The 20,531-nt window shown below is 54.9% G+C and carries 18 protein-coding genes; 12 read left to right on the top strand and 6 right to left on the bottom strand.

Annotated features, from left to right (window positions below; translation table 11 throughout):
- Positions 1-9: 9 nt before the first annotated feature.
- From I9188_RS18120 to I9188_RS18085, 8 genes are all read left to right on the top strand, one after another.
- Entirely contained in the window at positions 10-1,215 is a 1,206-nt protein-coding gene (locus I9188_RS18120) for a site-specific integrase (protein WP_209505903.1), read from the top strand.
- Positions 1,205-2,155, top strand: a complete 951-nt coding sequence (locus I9188_RS18115; RefSeq protein ID WP_209505905.1) for a hypothetical protein — start codon at positions 1,205-1,207, stop codon at positions 2,153-2,155. Before I9188_RS18120 ends, I9188_RS18115 begins: the two co-directional genes overlap by 11 nt.
- Before the next feature lie 213 nt (positions 2,156-2,368).
- A complete protein-coding gene (locus tag I9188_RS18110; protein ID WP_058283726.1) occupies positions 2,369-2,578 on the top strand; it encodes a hypothetical protein in 210 nt (69 codons plus the stop codon).
- Positions 2,579-2,761: 183 nt separating this feature from the next.
- Positions 2,762-3,103 carry a hypothetical protein gene (locus I9188_RS18105; protein WP_209505907.1) on the top strand — a complete coding sequence of 114 codons (342 nt, stop codon included), beginning with the start codon at positions 2,762-2,764 and terminating at the stop codon, positions 3,101-3,103.
- Between the two features lie 61 nt (positions 3,104-3,164).
- The gene (locus I9188_RS18100; RefSeq protein ID WP_245220551.1) at positions 3,165-3,623 is read left to right on the top strand and encodes a helix-turn-helix domain-containing protein; all 459 of its coding nucleotides are present in this window, start codon (positions 3,165-3,167) and stop codon (positions 3,621-3,623) included.
- Positions 3,624-3,654: 31 nt separating this feature from the next.
- Positions 3,655-4,290 (top strand): hypothetical protein, encoded by a 636-nt coding sequence (locus I9188_RS18095; RefSeq protein ID WP_209505911.1) that lies wholly within the window; start codon positions 3,655-3,657, stop codon positions 4,288-4,290.
- Between the two features lie 695 nt (positions 4,291-4,985).
- On the top strand, positions 4,986-5,333 hold the full coding sequence (locus I9188_RS18090; RefSeq protein WP_209505913.1) for a hypothetical protein: 348 nt from the start codon (positions 4,986-4,988) through the stop codon (positions 5,331-5,333).
- Positions 5,323-6,087, top strand: coding sequence for a hypothetical protein (locus tag I9188_RS18085; RefSeq protein WP_209505915.1), 765 nt, complete (start codon positions 5,323-5,325; stop codon positions 6,085-6,087). The genes I9188_RS18090 and I9188_RS18085 overlap by 11 nt, the downstream gene beginning before the upstream one ends.
- A 719-nt stretch (positions 6,088-6,806) precedes the next feature.
- On the opposite strand, the gene I9188_RS18080 is transcribed toward I9188_RS18085, so the two are convergent.
- Positions 6,807-7,799, bottom strand: a complete 993-nt coding sequence (locus I9188_RS18080) for an AraC family transcriptional regulator (RefSeq protein WP_209505917.1) — start codon at positions 7,797-7,799, stop codon at positions 6,807-6,809.
- A gap of 123 nt (positions 7,800-7,922) precedes the next feature.
- Here I9188_RS18080 and I9188_RS18075 point away from each other — a divergent pair, with 123 nt between their 5' ends.
- The gene (locus I9188_RS18075) at positions 7,923-9,353 is read left to right on the top strand and encodes a DUF1214 domain-containing protein (protein ID WP_209505919.1); all 1,431 of its coding nucleotides are present in this window, start codon (positions 7,923-7,925) and stop codon (positions 9,351-9,353) included.
- A gap of 19 nt (positions 9,354-9,372) precedes the next feature.
- Positions 9,373-10,851, top strand: a complete 1,479-nt coding sequence (locus tag I9188_RS18070; protein ID WP_209505921.1) for a DUF1254 domain-containing protein — start codon at positions 9,373-9,375, stop codon at positions 10,849-10,851.
- A 332-nt stretch (positions 10,852-11,183) separates the two neighbouring features.
- Here I9188_RS18070 and I9188_RS18065 read toward each other — a convergent pair whose 3' ends face one another.
- Together I9188_RS18065 and I9188_RS18060 are read right to left on the bottom strand one after the other, a co-directional pair.
- Positions 11,184-11,816, bottom strand: a complete 633-nt coding sequence (locus I9188_RS18065; RefSeq protein ID WP_209505923.1) for a tyrosine-type recombinase/integrase — start codon at positions 11,814-11,816, stop codon at positions 11,184-11,186.
- 274 nt (positions 11,817-12,090) lie between these two features.
- Positions 12,091-12,744 (bottom strand): pyridoxamine 5'-phosphate oxidase family protein, encoded by a 654-nt coding sequence (locus tag I9188_RS18060; protein ID WP_209505925.1) that lies wholly within the window; start codon positions 12,742-12,744, stop codon positions 12,091-12,093.
- A 61-nt stretch (positions 12,745-12,805) separates the two neighbouring features.
- Between I9188_RS18060 and I9188_RS18055 the strand changes: the two genes are divergently transcribed.
- A complete protein-coding gene (locus I9188_RS18055) occupies positions 12,806-14,248 on the top strand; it encodes a PLP-dependent aminotransferase family protein (RefSeq protein ID WP_209505926.1) in 1,443 nt (480 codons plus the stop codon).
- Positions 14,249-14,586: 338 nt separating this feature from the next.
- On the opposite strand, the gene I9188_RS18050 is transcribed toward I9188_RS18055, so the two are convergent.
- A complete protein-coding gene (locus I9188_RS18050) occupies positions 14,587-15,768 on the bottom strand; it encodes an adenylate/guanylate cyclase domain-containing protein (protein WP_209505928.1) in 1,182 nt (393 codons plus the stop codon).
- Between the two features lie 193 nt (positions 15,769-15,961).
- Between I9188_RS18050 and I9188_RS18045 the strand changes: the two genes are divergently transcribed.
- A complete protein-coding gene (locus I9188_RS18045; RefSeq protein ID WP_209505930.1) occupies positions 15,962-17,494 on the top strand; it encodes a phospholipase D family protein in 1,533 nt (510 codons plus the stop codon).
- A gap of 817 nt (positions 17,495-18,311) precedes the next feature.
- On the opposite strand, the gene I9188_RS18040 is transcribed toward I9188_RS18045, so the two are convergent.
- A complete protein-coding gene (locus I9188_RS18040) occupies positions 18,312-19,673 on the bottom strand; it encodes an IS1182 family transposase (protein WP_209505932.1) in 1,362 nt (453 codons plus the stop codon).
- 141 nt (positions 19,674-19,814) lie between these two features.
- Complete coding sequence (locus I9188_RS18035) at positions 19,815-20,414, bottom strand: efflux RND transporter periplasmic adaptor subunit (RefSeq protein ID WP_209599702.1); 600 nt, start codon at positions 20,412-20,414, stop codon at positions 19,815-19,817.
- Positions 20,415-20,531: the final 117 nt, after the last annotated feature.

Below are 20,531 nucleotides of genomic sequence, written 5' to 3'. Positions count from 1 at the left end.
GGTATTTTCATGGCTGCGCTCAGCGGGAAGCTGACAAAGAAGCTGGTAGAGAATCTTGGCCCGGGTCGGCATGGCGACGGTTCTGGTCTATATCTTGTTGTTGATCCATCGGGCGCACGGCGCTGGATCGTGCGCGTAACGGTCAAAGGACAGAAAAACCGCAAGGGCGCTCCTCTGCGCACGGATTTTGGGTTGGGTGGCGCTGATGTTGTCACTCTGAATCAAGCCCGCGAAAGAGCTCTCGAGTATCGACGAATGGCAAAGTCAGGGCTGAACCCTAGGTTCAATGCCCAGCGCGAAATCCCAACCTTCGAGGAGCTCAGCCGACAGGTCCACATCGACCGCCTGCCGACATGGAAGAATACCAAGCATGGACAGCAATGGCTCAACACCTTGCGCGACTATGCGTTCCCAAAGATCGGGCGCATGCCTGTCGACAGCATTGATCAGCCCGAAGTGCTGATGTGCCTGTCCCCCATCTGGACCGAGAAACACGAAACTGCAAAGCGACTGTCCCAGCGGATCAAGACGGTACTTGATGTGGCGAAGTCCAAGGGCTTCCGCTCGGGCGAGAACCCGGTGACCGCTATCCGCGAAGGTAAAGTGCTGCCAACCGTCAAAGCCAAGGTCCAGCACCATGACGCGATGCCGTGGCAGGAAGTGTCCGCATTCTATGCCCAGCTACAGACCCGTTCAGCCATGGCCGCCAAGGCGTTGCAGTTCACCATTCTGACCGCCTGCCGGACCTCAGAGGTCCTGGAGATGAAATGGCCCGAGGTCGATGTCGATGCGCGCCTATGGACCATACCTGCGGAGCGCATGAAAGGCGGGCAGGTCCATCGCGTGCCTCTCACCGACGAAATGCTGGCCATTCTGGAACCGCTGCGCGCGCTGGCCTCTGACTATGTGTTCGAGGGTCAGAAGCGGCATCAGCCTCTATCAAACATGTCCATGCTAATGCTGCTGCGCCGGATGCGGCAGGATGGCGTCACTGTGCATGGCTTCCGCAGTTCGTTCCGAGATTGGGCGGCGGAGGCTGCAAACGCACCGCGTGAACTGGCGGAGGCGGCACTGGCCCATCAGGTTGGATCCGATGTGGAGCGGGCGTACGCGCGGTCGGATATGTTGGAACGGCGGCGAGACCTGGCGAACCATTGGTGTTCTTATGTTGTGACACGATTTTCAAAGGAAAGTGATTTGGGAAATGGTATATAAGAACACGTTTTCCGGCCTTGACTACTGGAAACTGGCCGACGAACTATCTGTTATTGACGCATCCTTCTTAACTCTGATGAGTGATCCCGGCCATTTTAAATTAGAGAATCCGGAAATCCCGGGAGATAGTCGAATTTTTCAAGTCGCCAATTGGTCCGATGATCAGTTTGACCGAATGGAAGCAGACGATGGAAATCTCGTTATAGACCCGTCGCAGTTCAGAGCAGTCTTCAAGGCCATTAGGAACGCAATACTCTCGAACAAGATGCGTGCCAAGATAAACAGCCGGGCTCGGGTGCCAGACTATCAATATTATGCTGGCGACCAATTTCAAGTTCCAGAAGACAAGGATGAGGAAACTAGAAACTACGGGTTTGCGCTATCTCGAGGTGTGCCAACCCTCTTTAGTAACGCCGACAGTATCCATGACGTGTCAATGAAATCTGCGGACAGGGTGCTTTACATATTGAAGGAGCCTGATTGGTCCAACACAACCATTGAGGTTGATGAGCTTAAGAGATGGTTCAAGGCGCGGGGCGTTGCTCCATCTTTTTTCTTTCCAGAGGGAATGCCAGACGGGTTCCGTGATCGCCAACACTCTCGCTACTCCGCAAAACTTGCAACGGCGATAGCTGCATGGGAAGCCATCACCAGACCAGTTAAAAACAAAAGCGTTAAGGGTTCACTGGCGGAGTGGATTGTGAGCAACGGTGTCCGCTTCGGGTTGGGTAATGAAGATGGCGTCGTCTCTCAAACTGTTGCGGAAGAAGTTGCCAAAATCGCAAATTGGCAAATTACCGGCGGGGCAAATCCAACAAATTTGGAAGTTTCTAGCGACGAAGAAGAAGATTCATCAGAAATCCAGAACTTCAAGAAAGTGTCTGCCAACGTCAGATCGACAGATCCATATGGGGGTTCAGATGACGATATCCCATTTTAGGATGCAGGTTGAGCTTACTTGGGGTATGTTTTTAAGGTATTGAATTTAGAGCATTAAGGCGATGCTTTTGTAGTTTCAGGTCCCAGATGGACGACGAAGCCGCATCAACTGATTTACAAGTCGACCCCCTGTTTTCCTAACTTGGGTCAGTATTCAAACGGGTAGAATTGCACAACCTTGAGCCATCGCAACTGATCCAAGAGGATTTCACCGATGGCAAACGTCTTCAATGACGACCGGGTCTATTTCCCAGAAGACCCTGAGATGAAATTGCTGGGAAACCGCGAGAAGCTGGCTCAATGGCGCCACCGCATGTGTGGTCCGGCCTTTATCCGCATCGGTCGGCGGATCGCCTATCACGGCGCCGATCTGAACGCCTGGCTGGCGGCGCGGCGCACCGATCCCAACAACGAGGCTGCATAATGAAAAACCCCAACTCCAAGCGCGGAGATGGGGCTTTTCCAGTGACATCAACTGCCACCCTAGCAAGTCCAGTTAATGCCACAGGATGCCCCGCGCCGACAAGTCAAAACGAGCGCCGGTACTACTGGTCGCCCCTGAGCCACTCGGTCGAACGGGTGATCGTACGGAAAGGACGGATCGAACATGGCTGATATGTCCTTTTCCAAGCCGAACAGCACGAGCCTCGACAGGGGGCCAGACACTGGCCTTCTTTCACGAACCGATCATCGGGAAACCGCTGAGAACTACAACGGCGAGGTCTTTCGCTATGGTGTGTATCGCATCGCCGTATGCCGGGATGGCATCCAATGGCTGTTTCAGCGCCAGAGACCCAAATTTCCGGCCGGGGGAGCGGCGTGGGACACGCTCGGGTACTGTGTGACCAAATCCGGCCTAACCCGGCTCGTCCGGGCGCATATCGGCTGCGACGTTCCGGAGTTGGATGCCCTTCCCGAGCGTTTCCAGCGGAGGTGTCGCGATGAGTAGACGGCGGTCTCCCAAGGGCAAACGGTCGGATGAGGGGCAATACATCCCTCTGCCCTACGCAATGATCAAATCTCCGGCGTGGCGGGCTTTGTCGGGACCTGCAGTGAAGCTCTGGCTGGAGCTTCACACCCGCTTCAACGGCAGCAACAACGGCAAGCTGTTCCTGTCGATGAACGAAGCGGCAGAGATTCTAGGCCTAGGTAAGGCCACCGTTCAACGCGCTTTCGAGGATCTGCAGGACAAAGGCTTCCTTGTGCTGGAGCAGGAAGGCAACTGGTATCACCGTCGCGCCCACGAATGGCGGTTAACGACTAAGACCACACAAACCCGGTCCGGCAAAAAAGCCGCCACTAACAACTGGCGTTTCTGGCAGCCCGAAAAAACAAAACGCGGTTCTGGTACGGACCCGTCAGCATCCTCTGTGGTTCCGTTTGAGAACCCAAAGACCCCGCATGGTTCCAAATTAGAACCCGTCAGGCCGGTTTTTCGTCGGTCCTTCGGTTCTGAATCGGAACACTAATACTAACCACTCCCTGTTACGCGAGGCGGACATGAGCAAGGCACAGAAAGACAATGGCAATGATCTGCAGACAAAGGACCCCGAGCTTACCGAAGCGGAGATCAATGCGGTTGCCGATCTGAGGGAACGGAAGCGATCACGCGTCCGGGCCCCGGATATCACGTTGGATTTTGATGAAGACACACGAAGGCTCACGGTGGGGCACACAGGAAAAGACCCAACGGCGGCCTGCGCATTGGCGATGCATGAGCTAGGCACAGTCGATTATCGGTTCTTCGAAGGCGTGATGGATCAAGTCGCGACTCTCGGGCAACAGGACAGCTCTGTTTCTGAGGCAGCATCAAACTTCGTGATGTCTGTTGTTGCCGGGGTTGGGCCGCGAGACGAGATCGAAGCGATGCTTGCGATCCAAATTGGCGCGATCCATCAGGCGACGATGATGATGGCACGCCGCCTGAACCACGTAAAAACTCTCACGCAGCAAGACTCGGCGGAACGGGCGCTCAACAAACTTGCGCGGACCTTCACTAACCAGGTTGAAACCCTGAAACGGTATCGCTCCAAGGCAGATCAAACCGTCCGGGTCGAACGCGTTGAAGTCAAAGAAGGTGGTCAGGCAATTGTTGGAAACGTGCACAACGGGGGGCAGTCGGATGACAAAAAGTAACGACAACCTCATGGACCCCACCAAACGGCTCAATGATGCGCCCAGGTGCACAGCAACGGCGAAGTCCACTGGCAAGCGGTGCCGCGCACCCGCCGTTCAAGGCTGGAGTGTTTGTCGCATGCATGGGGCTGGAGGTGGGTAAGCCGCTGGGCCAAGCCATCCGTCATGGAAGCACGGAGAACGATCGAGAGAAACCGAGGAAATGCGCAAGACGATCAATGAACTTATCCGCGCTGACAGGGAACTGCAGAAATTGATCGGCTGACCAGGCACTGCCTCGCAAGCAAGGTTAAAGCAGTCATTCGACGGAGCTGTTTCGATGGCCGCTTCGAGCCCAAGGCGGTCGATCGTGAAATCATGTACACACGAGCTCATTGATTTAAGTCAAAGTCACATTCAGTAAATGTAATATCTTAGTTTCTCCAGATTTTACCTTTTGGGGAGGAGAAGCGATCGGAATGTTGAAATTGATTTCGAGGTATCTGGCTACACTTACAGCGCTGATCGGTTTGGCGTCATGCGCGGGCGTTCAAGATACTACTGCAAATGCTTCGCTGCAAAGCGCATCCAGCGGAGGCGGAGTCCTTTCTTCAGTCTCACCGCGCGCCTTAAATGTTCAACCATTCACAATGGCACGAGGCGTCGGAGTACTACCCGGCAGAATTGGTGAACGGACAACCGTCGGAGGCGTCACAATGGGCTATGTGACGTTAAACCCTCCGCCGGAGGCATTGTTCACAGAGGCAATCAAGTCTGAGTTATCGGCAGCTGGGCATAGCGTGACCGGCGGGCAGACAAAAGTGTCTGGTGTTGTGGAACGGTTTGCACTCAGCACGCCCGCAACTGCAACCCATTGGGACGTGACAATAGACGCCGCGCTTAAGGTGTCTGTAGGCGGCTCGACACGCGCCTATTCGGACGTTTGTGTTTCTCGCACGTATGCTTGGCCTTCTGACAAAATGATTGCCGACTTGTCCAGCAAATGCGTCAGCGGGATCGCAAGAAAATTTGCCGGAGACAGGAGCATCGCCAATGCGCTGTGACCGGAATCCTTCGAACTTGATCGCCTACCATTCAAAAGCAATTTTGCTGTGTTTGGTTGTGACGTTGTCAGCATGTGCCGAATCTCAGGTTGGAGTTCCAGCCGGTGCGAAATCAAAATATCAATCGATCGCCGTAATCCCGCGGGTAAATGACAACCTACTATCTGTATATCGCCCAAACATGGCAGAGCTTGAAGTTTCAATGTCTCAATTGGGATGGGACGCCGCAGTCGGAACAGGACAGATTTCCAATGAAATTCTTGGGCGCACCGGGGCCTCGGTTGCTGTCACGCGCGACGAAAATAGCGCCGTGGCCAGAGCTGCCGACGCTTTGATCGTTTTACAACAAACGCCTCTTGATCAGTATGGACAGCAGTACACACCCGGACAGGATGTGTTGCTCAGTTCGGTCAGTATTGCGGCTGCCGCTGCTGCAGGAGGTATGGCCTATATCATAATTGATGATCCGCGACGTTACAGTTCTCGGTCAATACTTGAAGTAAACGGTAGCGACGGAAGCGGACCCAATCACTGCGCTATTGGCATAACCCCTGTATTGCTGAATGCAAAAACGGGTGAACTGATCAAGCAAGGAAGGCCGTTAATGGGTGTTGAAAAGCTACCAATCCAGCTTGCAGGAGGTACTTGGGAACGATTAACCCCGGCCGAAAAGTCGAATGTGCGCGCGTACTGTCAGTCAGCTCTGAGGCGGGTCGTCTCGCAATCATTCGTAGAGCTCGACATCGTCCAGTAACTTTGGACCAAGACTTGCTGTGACCGATAACAAAATAAGGAAAGCAACATGACAATTGCACTCAGAATTGCATTCGGCGCAGTTGCACTTGCTGCTGTGATAGCATGTGGTCCGCCGGACAGTGTGCTTTTAAATGATGGCTACGAAGTTGTCCGGACGGAGGGTTCGACGAGCTATTTGTTTAAGGCCTCAACCGGAGACCGCATATCCTGAGCTTATCGGAGCAGTGGGCGAATGACGCTTTTCCCGCAAAGCAGACTTTGAGCGATTTTCCCCAAATGACCGATATGCGGGATTTGCCGCCAATGCCTTTCTGGTAGTTTGCTGACGCAGCATCCGCGCGCAGGCACGGCACGCTCATCGCTGCGTTGCAGCCGATGTCGCCAGAACGGTCATTTAAGGCCACGACGATGCCCAAGTCTCAAACCGTCTTATCGCGGCAACCGGGATCGATCATCAAGAAGCGGGACTGTGCGGTTCTTCGAGCGAATGCCCCAAACAACGGCAAATGCGCAAAGCCGACCTCGGGGCTCCACGAGTATGGACCGCAATGCGTACGCTTCCAGACATTTGCATAGGGTTCCAGCACCTACGTGACCGACCCAGATCTGGCCTTTTGGTTCGTCGCTGCGAACGGCGGCCCCTACGCTTGTTGCGAGATCCTAAAAGTCTCGACTCAGTAGCGTTGGCTCAAACGGCGACTTCCGAGGCCAAGCGACCTAGCGCGGGTCCGACGCGGCGAACTGGCTGGGCGAAAAGCCTGTCTGAGCGTTGAAGGCCCGACTGAAGTTGTTTGGGCTCGAATAACCAAGATCCAATGCGACGGCTGCAACCGACACGTCGCCGTGACGCAGAAGTTCTTTGGCACGCTCAATTCGAGAGTTGTTCACGATGTCCCTGAACCGAACCCCATCCAGCATCAATCCTCGCTGCAAGGTTCGGACCCCGATATCCATGCATTCTGCGGTTCTTTCGATGGACACCGAACCCTCATAGATCTGCAGTCGCACCATTGCAGCGACCTTGTGGGGCAAAGTCTTGGGCGGGCCACCAACTCTCTCTCGAGCAATGTCCTCGATAGTCGCCTTCGGTTTGGCCTCCGTCGCGGTCGTCCGCAAAAGTTTGCTGGAAAAGACAACTCCCAATGCAGGTTGATCCCAATGGACCGGGCACCCGAAGACTTCCTCGGCGCGATCTCCTGCGGACGGTTTTGAAGTATCGACCATCAGCCGCTCTGGAGACCACGCTGGTCCAAGGTAGTGCCGGAAGACGCTGAGAAAGACGCCTACTGCCGAAAAAGCGACGTCGGAATACGCACTATGTGATCGCAATCCGAAGCGATATCCATACCATGCACGGGCGCCGTGTGTTTGAAACTCGATCAGGTCCGCACTCGAGTGATACGAGATCGCCTTTGCAGTTCGCACGAGAGCCGCTCCGAGGTTTGGCGAGGACAGAACGTAGTCTCCCCATGCCCCGTAATCCGCGACGGTGAGATGCGGTGCCCAGAGCAGGCCGATATTCTCTTCCCCAGTGGAACGCCCGACCTCTTGAATGAATGTCGCGAGGGCGTGTTTCGGGATGTAGCCATCGCGACTTTCGATGAAGCGATGGGGCAAACCGGATCGCTTCAACGCTCGTTCAAGCGGTTTTTGCCCGCAGGTTTCAAGCGTGAATTGCGGCATCGCACCAAGCGCCTTGGCGGAGATCATGGGAGGGTCTGCTGGCATACAGGTTTGCTTAATCGTGATTCTGTCGTGAAATGATACGCCGATCTCGCAGCGATATGCCAACCTATGATCTCGATTTGGCTATTGGCGGGAGGCGAGACGCAGATGACCATAAGTACAAATATGGCAACCAGGCAGGCTGCTCGTGGGCTGTATGCAGGCGTTGCACTTTCATTTCTGGCTGGGCCTGTTGTGGCGGAGATGTCTGAAATCGCCCGCGATACCGTTGTCCGGCGCTCCTGCGAGGCTGCGATCTGGGCGATGCCTGCCGTTGGCGTTTACGATATCGAGTTGGCGATCCAGCGCGATGCGGGGGCTGACAAAGGCGTGATCGCTTATATGAGCGAACCGATGGACAGCCGACACGGCTTTCTGACGGCCAACGACGTGACACCGTATGTATTTGGCGGTGGATACGCGGTGGATGAGCCCGTTGTCATCGATGTTCCGTCAGCCGGAGAAAAGGCGGCATTCTTTGGAACGATCACGAACGCCTGGCAGGTTCCGTTGGCAGATGTTGGCACCTCGGGCGATGATGCGGGCGAAGGCGGGAGGTACCTCATCGTGCCACCGGGATATGACGGCGACCTCCCGCAAGAGGGCTACTACGTCTATCCGTCCAACACCTATGGCGTTCATTTCGCCTTCCGCCCTGTAGCAAAGGATGGTGGCACCAGCAAAGATCAGGCTGCCTACGCCCAGACCCTTCAAGTCTACCCCTTGTCCGAGGTCGACAATCCGTCGCCAACTGAATTCATCGACGTAAAGGAGAACCCGATCAACACGCTTCCCGTGTATGATATGACGTTTTTTCACGACATGAACACGGTCATCCAGCGCGAGCCGGTTCTGGAGCAGGACAAGGTCATGATGGCGATGCTGGCCTCGCTTGGTATGGTGCGCGGCGAGCCGTTTGAACCGGACGAGGAAATGCAGGCCGCGATGCTGGAAGGGCTGCAATGCGCCTATGACACCATGCAGGAGCATTTCATCACGCGCTCGGTCGTTCCGCTCTGGGAAGACCGCAAATGGGGAGTCTGGGCCTTCGCCGAGGGTCAGCCGGAAGCGGGTTTTCCTTATGTGACCGATGAAATGGTGCTGATCGATGACCGCGCGGGCGGTTCGTATTCGTGGATCACCTATCTGCCGAAGAAGCTGGGTGGCGGGACTTTCTACCTTACAGGCCTGACCGACAGCGATGGAGATATGCTGAACGGGCAAGACAGCTACAAACTCAATGTTCCCGCCGACACGCCCGCTGAGGATTTCTGGTCGGTCATCGTCTACAGCATGAAGTCCAAGGGCTTCGTCGCAGGCAATGAGCGTGTCGGCCTGGCTACGCCAAATCTGACGGACATGCAGGTCAATAACGACGGCTCGGTTGACGTCTATTTCGCGCCAACGGCTCCGGATGGTCTAGAAAGCAACTGGATACCGACCGGCGAGGACTTCTTCTTGCTATTCCGCCTTTATGGGCCAGCGGAAGGATGGATCGAAAGCGGATGGCAACTGCCGGACGTCGAGAAAGCAAACTGATTTTCTGACAGGAGAAAAGATGAAACGCACATTTCTTGCCGGATGCGCGGCCCTTGTCGTAACAGCGAACATGGCGCTTGCGGAAGGCAGCGATGGCCGCTTCCTAGAGAACGAAGAGTTCAACACGATCATCGGCGACTTCACCTTCGAGAAGGGATTTCCGACCGCTGAGACCACCGAACGTTTGTTCCAGATCCGGACGACCTATCGGGTGATGGAAGTGATCCAGCAAAACGTCTTTGGAGCCTCGCTCTATGCGATGCGCAAGGGTTACGCAGATTTCGGTGCAGGAAAACCTAATCAGGTCATTGTGTTCAAGGACCTGATGGACGCCAAGTCCGAGTTCCTGACAGCCAACAATACAACCGTCTATGCGATGACTTTTCTCGACCTTAACACAGACGGTCCGACAGTGGTCGAAGCGCCTCCCGGCATGCTTGGTTTCTTCAACGACATGTGGATGCGCTATGTTGGCGATGTTGGAAATGCGGGTCCGGACAAGGGCGAAGGCGGCAAATTCCTCGTGCTTCCGCCGGGATACGAGGGAGACGTACCGGATGGGTACTTCGTTTTTGAATCCAAAACCTACGGGGTTTGGCTGGCGCTCAGAGCCTTCCTGGTCGATGGCACGACCGATGCAGCCAATTCGCTGTACGAGCAATTGAAGATCTACCCGCTGGCCCAGGCGGACAATCCGGAACCCACCGAACTAATCGATGGTTCAGGACAGGAAATCTGGACAGTTCATTCCGAAAATTATCACCTCCTGGAAGAGCTTGGGCACCTCGTCGAAGAAGAGCACCCGGACGCGCTGGACGGGGCGCAGAAATTTCTGCTCGCCTCCATCGGCATGGAGTTCGGCAAGCCATTCGATCCCACGCCGGAAGAGAAGGCCATCCTTGAGCCAGCCGCCATGGCGGGCGCGGCGCTGCTTCGGGCCAATATGTGGAACTACGTTGGCGACGACAAATACATCTACGAGGATCGCAAATGGTGGAACCCGTTTGTTGGCGGCGTCTACACCTTTGACCCGAACGGATACCTCGACTACGACGCTCAGGCCTTTTTTGCCGCATATGCGACAGGCGTGACACCGGCCATGGCGAGCAAAAACGTGGGTATCGGGTCGCAATATTTGTGTACCCATACCGATGGCGAAGGTGTTCCGCTCGACGGTGCGAAGACATACAAGCTGACAGTTCCAGCTGATGTTCCTGCGAAGGATTTCTGGTCTGTCGTCGTCTACGACAGCGCAAACCGCTCGATGATGGCAACATCACAGCAATTCCCTGCGCTCAGCAGCTACGACGATTTGGCGCAGAATGAAGACGGAACGGTCGACCTCTACTTCGGCCCAAAAGCGCCCGAAGGTATGGAGTCGAACTGGGTCGAAACAGATCCGAGCAAGGGCTGGACAGCCATCGTGCGCCTGTACGGCCCGCTGAAGCCGTTCTTCGACCAGACCTGGAAGATGAACGATTTCGATCTGGTGGATTGACATTCCCTGAGACAACCAACGGGGTTTGCGGGGCCAGCTATGGAAGTAAGGACGACGTGGGCACTTCCATGTCGTCCTCTTTGGCATGCCCTGCATCTCGCCGTTAGACGGAACCGCAGCGAATGCCGGCTCGCCGCCCTTCCTACGGATTGCTGCAGTCGGCGCGAAGCTTTCATAGGAGGGTTTCCGTTGGATGTCTGAAAAGTCGGCAATCTACCAGTTTGATCAGACCGCAGCATTCGTGACTTTGGGCTCGATACGACCCACCGCTGCGCCGCGAACGCAGGTCCGCTCAGGATTGGCGAACGGCAAGAGCCGCCCGCCAACGTGGGTCAAATGTCGATTTGCTCGGCAATGCTCAGCGCATCTTCGAGTTCGACACCAAGGTACCGTACTGTGCTGTCTACCTTGGTGTGACCGAGCAGAAGTTGAACCGCTCTGAGATTTCCGGTTTTGCGGTAAATCTCAGCTGCTTTGGTCCGGCGCAGCGTATGGGTGCCGTATCCACTGGGTTCTAGCCCAATCGCGGCCACCCAACCCCTCACAAGCCGGCCATATTGGCGCGTTGAGATATGCGGGCGGTCATGAAACCTGCTGGGAAACATGAAACGGCAGCCGAGCATCTCCGGTGACTTGATCCATGCGGCAATGGTATCCCGCGTGTTTTCAGAGAGTTCGAACTGAACGGGCCGCTTGGTTTTACTCTGGATCACGGACATGCGTTCGCGAACGCGATCGTCCCTCACTAGGTCGGTGACGGCCAGTTTCACCAAATCGCATCCGCGAAGCTTGCTATCAATGACCACGTTGAACAGCGCAAGATCGCGCAGGTTGCCCGCCAGTTCGAGCCGCGCGCGGATCGCCCAGACCTGTTTCGGCAACAGTGGTCGTTTCTGGCCGATGATCCGGCCCTTGTTCCAGGCTCTTCGTTTCGGGGTAACAGCGGGAAGTTGGACTCTTGACATAGTTTGCTCTCCAATCCTCCCGCCAATCCCAGACATCAGCACAGCGCTGACGCCTCAGTTTACTGGTGGTTTGAATGGCCGTTGTCAGCTTGCGTGTTCTTTGGGAAACGCCGCGGATGCATTGGGCTGGTTTGAGCCCATTTCACAACATTCTGCGCGATGTGCGAATTGGTTCCAAGTGTGCAAAGCAGACGTTGACATTCGCGAGGACTGCTCAATGCGAACCCTCATCGACTGTGTTGCGGTTTTCGCGTTGCGGATCTAACGGTGCGGTTTAGTCCATTTTGAAATCCCTTACATGGTCGGGTAACGCAACACGTTCGAGGTTGCGTGGGTCAGGAATCGGAGGGCCAACCTCCGTCCGCACCGGTATGACTCCGGCCCAGATCGGCAGCGCATAATCCTCCTCGTCGTCGACTGGACCGCCGGTCCGGACTTTGGCGCTGCCTTCAGTAATCTCCAGACCCAGCACCGTCGTCGCCTTCAAGTCTTGTGCGTGATCCGGCCGCAGCGTTTCGTAGCGGCCGGGAAACAGCCCATCCACGAAACGCTCTAGTTTTGCCAGCTTTGCCTCTGGATCCTCGACTTTGAAGGCTTTCCCGAACAACATCACCGACCGCGAGTTCACCGAATGATGCATGCCCGATCGTGCCAATACGAACCCGTCAAGGATCGCAACGGTCAAACAGACTTCAGCGTCTTTCGAGTTCCGCAACGCCCGACTGGCAGAGGAGCCATGCCAGTACACGTGATTGCCCTCGCGCCATTGGAGCGTTGGCGTCACATAGGGCTTTTCGTCGATGATGTATCCCACGCTGCACATTGGCTGCGCATCCAATATAGCATTGATGGTCTCTCTGTCGAAATGGGCGCGCTCATGGAGACGGCGAAGACGGGAACGTTCGGTGACGGGAAGGCTGTCGGTCATGGCCTGAGTCCTCTGAATTCTCTTGCGACAAACCGGATAACGAAATATTGGCTATACATACATGGCCAATATCCAAAAAAAATATCAGTCCAATTTAGACGAGGTGTTGTTCGCCCTATCGCTGGACCGGCACTTGACGAAGCCCCTACACGTGCAATTGGCCGATGCTTTGCGCCAGGAAATCTTGTCCGGCAGGGCGGCGTCTGGCGCACGCCTTCCGGCCAGCCGAAATCTGGCCGAGGAACTCTCGGTCTCTAGGATGACCATCACCTCTGCATACGATCAACTGCTTGGCGAAGGTTACCTGCTAACCCGTAAGGGAGCCGGAACATTTGTTGCAGATCACCTCCCTCATCTCTCGCCTCCAACTCCGCGAAGGCCGCGCCTGCCTGATCGCCCCCGGCAGTGGCTTCCTTTTCAACCGGGCCTTCCCGATCCGGCTCTCTTTCCTCATCATCAATGGGCACGGTGCCTTGAGCGGGCTTGGCGCACACCCGATGCCGGATTGTTGGCACGGCCCGACCCGTTCGGTTGGCACCCTCTACGCGCGGCGATTAGCGACCATCTTTCCGTCTGGCGAGGGTTGGACTGCGTGCCGGAGCAAGTGATCATAACCGGCGGTGCCTGGGATGCGTTTGATATAATCTGCCATGTGGCGCTCGAATCCGATCAGAGAGTCGCAATCGAAGACCCCGGATGGTTACCGCTGCGACACGCCCTCGAACGATCTGGCATTGGATCAATCCCAGTGCGGATCGACAAGGATGGACTTGAGACCGACCGGATTCCGGAGGACGTATCGGCAGCGATTGTCACGCCATCGCGCCACTACCCCACGGGAACCTCAATGCCATTTGCTCGCCGATTGGCGCTGCTGGATTGGGCAAGGCAGAATCGAACTCTGATCATCGAAGACGATTATGACAGCGAATTCCGCTATCAGGGTCAACCTCTGCCTTCTCTATCTGGGCTCGATGGCTTACAAAACACTGTCTATCTTGGCAGCTTTTCGAAACTGCTGAAACCGGCTTTACGCCTTGGCTACATGGTCGTACCTGAGATCCTAATCCCGCCCGCACAGGACTACCTGTCTCTCTCTGGATCGCGTGCTTCGCTGACACCACAACCGGCTTTGGCCGATTTTATGGATAGTGGCGACTTCGCCACCCACTTGCGCCGCATGCGTAGAACCTATGCCAAACGGCAGGCTCGACTGATTGCCGATCTCGCTGATGTCGCGGAGTTCATCGAAGTGACGCCTGATCCTTCTGGTATGCATCTGTGCTGTCCATTGCGCCCCGTACTGAGTAGTAGGACAACGGATTGCAGGATCTCTGCCTTGGCTCGTGAACAAGGGCTTTACTTACGTGCTTTGTCATCGCATTCTACTTTGCCCAACCCGCAGCAGGGCCTGCTACTTGGTTATACCGCCTTCGCCGAACCAACACTGACAGAGGCCGCCAAACAACTTACAAGAATGCTGACCTTGCTTCTAAAAAAATGAGGACAGCTCGGTCCTGTGGCATGCCCAAATGATCGCGAAGCGAAGTTACCTGCGTTTGGAGCGTGTGCACCGAATTGGTGCTTTGTCCGCGACCTGTGAGTTGCCGCCTCAATCTTTGCTGCACCTTGCACCAATGGCCGGTTTTCCCGCCGCCTTGCAGCGCCATGAACAAAGCTGATGCAGCGATTTTCGTGCTGCGAGCGCGCGCAGCGAGAAATAGCAATGACCGCCTCGGGCTCAGCGCTGCCATTTTCTGCGATGAGCATGATTGACCGCTCGCAGCCCTTAGCGGGCCTTCAACATACGAAGATTGATAGACCTCCTAACAAGAGAGAGTATCACTTCGCTTGTTGGGAGAGGCTGATAACGCGAAAAACCTGCACAGAGTGGCCGATGCCCTTCAGTTCCCGTTCTCCCAGTTCTTGGGTCTCCACATGTTCTTCTATGTCTAGAAGCGCTCGTTGGTTTAAAAGGATCTGCCCATCGCTGGCAAAATCGCAAAGCCTTGATGCGGTATTCACAGCACCACCGATTGCAGTGTAGTCGGCGCGACCATGAAACCCGATAAGCCCAAGCGTCGCGTAACCACTACCGATCCCAATACCCAAACCCATCGCGTGTCCGAGTTTCTCCCAGGGTGCTCGTATTCCCTCGAAAGCTTCGCTTATTGCTGTAGCCAGCTGCACGGCTTGCAGTACGGGCTGATCGCAGGGAACCGGATCATTGAAGAAGACCATCAATCCGTCTCCTGCTCGGTATCCGATTGTTCCCTTGTGTTGGGCAACTAAGTGACCAACCTCATCGTGGAAATGCTGGAGAAGGGTAATGACATCTTCCGGCTCAATCGCCTCGGAAATTGCTGTGAAATTCCGGATGTCGCAAAATAGGCAAGCGATGTATTGACGATGGGTTTTAAGAAGCTCGTCAGAGTTTTCTTCTACGACAAGCTCCGCAACTTGAGGCGCAAGGAATTGTTTGAGACGCCCCAGCCTGTCAATCTCGCTTTCCTGGCGCTTTACTTTCTCGGTCAGTCTTTCGTTTAAAGCCTCTATTTCATGTGTCTGGTTGCGAACTGTGTGGTTCAAAGCGTCGAGTATAAAATTCTGGTTTAGCAAAGCCGCGATCACCAAAAGCACATAGGCAAGCGCTTCGACGCGTTCATCATAGCCGAGGTACAGTGTGACAATCAGGATGAGCGCAGCAATCCCACCAAGGACGAGCGGAAGCTCCCTGGCATGCCGTTTCCGGTCTCTCCATAAAAAACCTACCGCCAACAATGCGAACACCCACATGAGCACCGCTTGCGCATGCGGGTTTATGGAAGGCGCTTCGTAGCCAATCAAATAGGTCAGCAAAATCCCGGAATAGCACGTGGCCAAGGACGCCAGAGCAGCAAGGACAGCTCCGATCCCGATTGGCATCGAAATTTTAAACTCCTCAGTCGCCATGCCCATACCGTCGGCTACAGCACGCGGCGAGGGTTCCGCGACGGAGTCATTTATGTGTTCGGGATCAGGCATGGTCCTCGTTTGCGCTTGCTTACTGGTAGAGTACTTTTGAATTGAGATTGCGTCAAAATCGCATACCTGCATGGGGAAGTTGGGGTTTCACCAAATCAACTACGATCAACGAAACAATCTCATGCTTCACAGAACAGACTTGCAATCACCCGTCTGGGCGTAGTCACCTAGGACATGGGGATGGAGGAAGCCGATGACACGATGGAAGTTGGTGGTCTGTATCTTGTACACGCTGACCCTTGTTGCTTGCGCCTCCAAAACTCGCACATATGAAAAGACGGTATCGGCTTCGCTGCCGGTAGACTCGCGTACAGCTCTTAGTCGGGCGGCCAATCGGCTTGGGGACCCCAAAGACGGTCGGTCGGGCGTTAAGCTGATCAGTGACGGCGAAGAAGCTCTTGTCTCGCGGCTGTTGCTGGCTGCGGCGGCCGAGAGAACGATAGACGCGCAATACTACCTTCTGCACAACGATCCAACGGGTCACCTATTCGCTGCAAGTCTTTTGCAAGCGGCAGATCGGGGTGTTCGTGTCCGATTGTTGCTGGATGACATGGATACGTCCAGCTATGACGCGATGACTGCCGCGTTGGACAATCACAAGAATATTGAGATCAGGCTATTCAATCCGTTCTGGCGGGAACAAAGCCTTGTGATCGCAGGTCTGACAGATTTCAAACGCATCAATCGCAGAATGCACAACAAGTCCATGACGGCAGACAACGTGTTCACGATTGTGGGTGGGAGAAATATCGGTGCCGAATACTTTCTCGCACGGGAAGAAATGAACTACGCTGATCTGGATGTACTGGCCGCTGGCCCTGTTGTACGCGAGGTGTCGCGAAGCTTTGACTCATACTGGAACAGTGAGTTTGCCGTTCCGGCTCGCGTGGTTGTTGGAGAACCCCAGGAATTTGACCTAAGCGATGCGCGAAGCAGGTTGAATGAACTGGTCGAAGAAGCGAAGCAAACCCCGTACGGTGCTGCCCTCAGAAAGTCAGCACAAGAGAACTTTGCAGATGGGGCCTTATCTTTGGATTGGCTGCCTGCGAAACTTTATGCTGATCCGCCTTCAAAAGCCACCGGTCTCGAGAACTCAGGTCCCGTTCTTGCATCTCAATTGCTTCCGTATTTTGAGAATGCCAGCAGTGAAGTGAACATCGTGTCCGCCTATTTCGTTCCGCGCAACAAAGGTGTGCAATGGCTGACCGAACTGGAGAAACGTGGGGTCGACGTGAAGGTCGTAACCAATTCACTTGCATCTAATGACGTCGCTCCCGTTTACGCGCACTACGCCAAGAAACGCCGTGTACTTTTACGCGGAGGAGTAGAACTCTACGAGTTGCGACCGGACGCCTATCAGTTACAGCGCCGCGGTATTAACTGGGCTCAATCGAGGTCAGGTCTACACTCCAAGGCATTTGCAGTTGATGACCGATACTTGTTCGTAGGGTCGTTCAACTGGGACCCGCGATCTGTCAACATCAACACCGAGATGGGAGTTCTGATTGACTCACCAGCATTGACTGCACAGACCATGGGTGCCTTGGACCACGCGCTACCCGCATACACATATAATGTGACGCTCGAGAAGGCTGGTCAGCTTAAATGGACGACACGAGATAGTGATGGCAACGTTATCGTTTATCTATCAGAGCCGACAGGATCGACATGGGATCACATAGTTGCTGGATTTCTAAGTATTTTACCAATTGGTTCACAGCTTTAGGCTTTTTGGCAGATAGCCGACGCTACCAGAAGACACCGGCTTGTAATACGGCAGCTTTGAGTCGAAAACGTCTGCTGATTGTTTCCAGCCTGTCATTTTGTTTATCCGATATCGAGAATTTGCAAAGTCCGCATTCTGCGCATTGATGTCATTCGGGCATTGCAAAGCATCGGTCAAAGTGGGCTCGAAGAAGACGTTCGCTGCACTTTTTATGAGTGTCTGCTATTCTTAGTTACCGGTCGTTCCGTCATGCTCGAACCTGAGGCTTTGAAGCGCCAGTTCCAATGATTAGTGTGGTATATTTAGTGGTATGCATTTTAATTTCTAAGACTTTATAAATTTTTAACAATAAGTTATATAAAATGTTAGGTTGCTCCTCGGTCCGCCATTTGGTGCTGAAAACATTGACGAAATTCCGATCAACGTTTTCCTGCCCCTGATCTGCCACTAAATTCGAAACGCTTGCCGGTTTACCCCTGCGATGCCGAGTGAGTCCGAATGTCGCACCCCACCCCCCGGCCTCACCCGGACGCCGCACGGTTTTGTTTATACCCCACGCATACCAAGCGCGGGGTATCTGGACTTTTTGACTGATAGGTCAGGTGAGATATGGCCACTCCCGCGCGGCTACAAACTCGTTACGCCGAGAGTACATCAGCTGCTTGGCCATTTGGCGCACTTAGCACGAAAGACCGCTTTGAAGTCCACGCAGACACCCGATCCATTCCGATGATTATCCGCAATGCGGAGATGCTGTTGAAAAAGTCGATGTGTAAGCGCGGCGGAAATAGCGGCTGAAGTCTTCCTGCTCGGCTCTTCACGCCGAGATTGGTCTGAGCTTTGCAAGTTTGCGGAGGTTCTGGACTGTTGCTGCGAGGTGGAACTCATCCTTGGCGCCGTTTGGTCCTCTAAGGCGGAGGCGGTCGAGGCCGATGATGCGTTTGAGGTGGGCGAAGAGCATCTCTACCTTCTTTCTGGCGTAGCTGGAGACGACATAGGCATCGGTCTTCGCGATATCCCGTGCTTTTTGGCGGGCGTCTTCATGCCTGGATCGGGCGATTTTCCGGGTCGCCTGGTTGGGCGTGCATCGGGGCTTCAGCGGACACGCCGCGCATTCCTGTTTCCGGGCGTAGTATTTCTTGAAGCCATCCTTGCCGAACGCCGGGCGCCCCTTTGAGATGTTCCGCCAGTACGGCTTCAGCTCCTTCCCGCCGGGACATTTGTAAGCATCGGTGTCCGGATCGTAGGTGAAGTCGGTGGCAGGAAACGCGCCGTCCTTGCGCTCGGACTTGTCGAAGACCGGGATGTGGGGTTCGATACCTTGCTCTTTCACAAGCCAGCCAAGCATCTCCGCCGCACCATAGGCCGTGTCTGCGGCCAGCAGCCATGGGTGCAGGTCGAAACGGTCTTGGGTTCTCACCAGCATGTCTCGCACGGCACCCACTTCCGCCTGACGTATCGGCGCAGTCGCTTCGACATCGACGATGATCGCATGGTCCAGATCGACCAGGTAGTTGGTGCTGTAGGCAAAGAAGGGCCTGTCGCCATTGGCTCCGGTCAACCGCGCGGCCGGGTCGGCGGGCGAGATCGCCTTCGGCTTTACCGGTGTCGCAGCGCCGAAGGCCGCATCATCGAGCGTATCAAGGTATTCCTGCGTCGCCCGGTTTGCAGCATCTGCTGCAGACCATTCCGAGAAGTCCACCTTCGTATAGCGGCTGGCATCAGCCTTGATGAGCGAAGCATCTGCTCCAAAGCTCTCGCCGCCGACCAGTCCCTCGGCAATGCAGCGCGCCAGCACCTGCTCGAACAGATGCCGGAAGAGGTTGCTGTCCCGGAAACGTCCATGTCGGTTCTTGGAAAAGGTGGAATGATCGGGCACCGGATCGGCCAGATCGAGGCGACAGAACCAGCGATACGCCAGATTCAGATGCACCTCTTCACACAGCCGCCGCTCTGACCGGATACCGAAGGCATAGCCCACAATCAGCATTCGGATCATCAGCTCGGGATCAACCGAGGGCCTGCCTGTTGAACTGTAGAACGGCGCGAGATGTCGGCGCATGTCAACAAGGTCTACAAACCGGTCGATCGCGCGCAAAAGGTGATCCGTCGGAACGTGATCCTCAATACTGAACTCGTAGAACAGCGCACCCTGCGCAACTTGCCTCGGTCCCATCATCAGCAACTCTCCTGCAACTCAAGAGAATTGAATCAGCAGCCAAAGCATCGCTCAAGCAGAGTTTTTCAACAGTATCCGGACATTGCGGACATTTACACAAAGGATTGTCTATCTCTCTGACGCAGGCTTAGCCCGGGCAGGTCACTCGGATTTTATGCTTGGAAGGACAGTAACACGCATACCCGGACGTAGTATGAAGTTTGGGTTGGACAGTTCCGCCCAGACTGTCAGGTTGCCGGTTGAATAGTCCACCCGTGACGAAACATTGTCCGGTTTGGTTGTTTTCGAATAAATCCAAGTTTCTGATATCTTCACCCGAAGCGTCACATTCTCGAGTAATTCCTTCGGCGAGCTCAGGTCGTCGATAGCCAATTGTTCTATGCGTTCCACATATGGAATATCGTAAGACAACCGTACCGGGTCCATTTGATCGATCCTGGCAAGGGGCGCACGGCCTTTTTCCACATATGCCCCGGGATTAACTTCAGATCGGCTGATAATTCCGCGGATTGGCGAGCGAATAAGTGTGTTTTCAAGGTCGGATTCTGCTGCCGTCAATTCGGCTTTGGCTTGCTCCAATAATGCATCGCCCAGAGCTAGCGCTACCTCGGCCTTGAGCAATTGAACTTCTGTGGCCGAACCGCGTTCCTTCAGTTTGCGAATTCGATCTAGGTCTTGGCGGGCCGAGTTCAGAGTGGCCTCGGCTCGGACGGTGTTGAGTCTCTTAGGGTCAGGACCCATTGATTTCCGCATTGCGGCGTGATTCACGGTTCGAAAAACGAGCGGTGACCATGTCTGATCTTTTCTGGCTGACGGATGCGCAGATGGCGCGTCTTGAGCCCTTCTTCCCCAAGTCTC

Source organism: Ruegeria sp. HKCCSA071 (genome assembly GCF_017872555.1).
Lineage (GTDB): Bacteria > Pseudomonadota > Alphaproteobacteria > Rhodobacterales > Rhodobacteraceae > Ruegeria.
Note: the sequence above shows the minus strand (reverse complement) of the source record. Positions and strands in the feature narration are given on the sequence as shown.

Bases quoted from the DNA above. Each gene is read 5' to 3' on its own strand.
- I9188_RS18120 (WP_209505903.1), top strand. From the start codon at position 10: ATGGCTGCGCTCAGCGGGAAGCTGACAAAGAAGCTGGTAGAGAATCTT.
- I9188_RS18115 (WP_209505905.1), top strand. From the start codon at position 1,205: ATGGTATATAAGAACACGTTTTCCGGCCTTGACTACTGGAAACTGGCC.
- I9188_RS18110 (WP_058283726.1), top strand. From the start codon at position 2,369: ATGGCAAACGTCTTCAATGACGACCGGGTCTATTTCCCAGAAGACCCT.
- I9188_RS18105 (WP_209505907.1), top strand. From the start codon at position 2,762: ATGGCTGATATGTCCTTTTCCAAGCCGAACAGCACGAGCCTCGACAGG.
- I9188_RS18100 (WP_245220551.1), top strand. From the start codon at position 3,165: ATGATCAAATCTCCGGCGTGGCGGGCTTTGTCGGGACCTGCAGTGAAG.
- I9188_RS18095 (WP_209505911.1), top strand. From the start codon at position 3,655: ATGAGCAAGGCACAGAAAGACAATGGCAATGATCTGCAGACAAAGGAC.
- I9188_RS18090 (WP_209505913.1), top strand. From the start codon at position 4,986: ATGGGCTATGTGACGTTAAACCCTCCGCCGGAGGCATTGTTCACAGAG.
- I9188_RS18085 (WP_209505915.1), top strand. From the start codon at position 5,323: ATGCGCTGTGACCGGAATCCTTCGAACTTGATCGCCTACCATTCAAAA.
- I9188_RS18080 (WP_209505917.1), bottom strand. From the start codon at position 7,799: ATGATCTCCGCCAAGGCGCTTGGTGCGATGCCGCAATTCACGCTTGAA.
- I9188_RS18075 (WP_209505919.1), top strand. From the start codon at position 7,923: ATGACCATAAGTACAAATATGGCAACCAGGCAGGCTGCTCGTGGGCTG.
- I9188_RS18070 (WP_209505921.1), top strand. From the start codon at position 9,373: ATGAAACGCACATTTCTTGCCGGATGCGCGGCCCTTGTCGTAACAGCG.
- I9188_RS18065 (WP_209505923.1), bottom strand. From the start codon at position 11,816: ATGTCAAGAGTCCAACTTCCCGCTGTTACCCCGAAACGAAGAGCCTGG.
- I9188_RS18060 (WP_209505925.1), bottom strand. From the start codon at position 12,744: ATGACCGACAGCCTTCCCGTCACCGAACGTTCCCGTCTTCGCCGTCTC.
- I9188_RS18055 (WP_209505926.1), top strand. From the start codon at position 12,806: ATGGCCAATATCCAAAAAAAATATCAGTCCAATTTAGACGAGGTGTTG.
- I9188_RS18050 (WP_209505928.1), bottom strand. From the start codon at position 15,768: ATGCCTGATCCCGAACACATAAATGACTCCGTCGCGGAACCCTCGCCG.
- I9188_RS18045 (WP_209505930.1), top strand. From the start codon at position 15,962: ATGACACGATGGAAGTTGGTGGTCTGTATCTTGTACACGCTGACCCTT.
- I9188_RS18040 (WP_209505932.1), bottom strand. From the start codon at position 19,673: ATGATGGGACCGAGGCAAGTTGCGCAGGGTGCGCTGTTCTACGAGTTC.
- I9188_RS18035 (WP_209599702.1), bottom strand. From the start codon at position 20,414: ATGGGTCCTGACCCTAAGAGACTCAACACCGTCCGAGCCGAGGCCACT.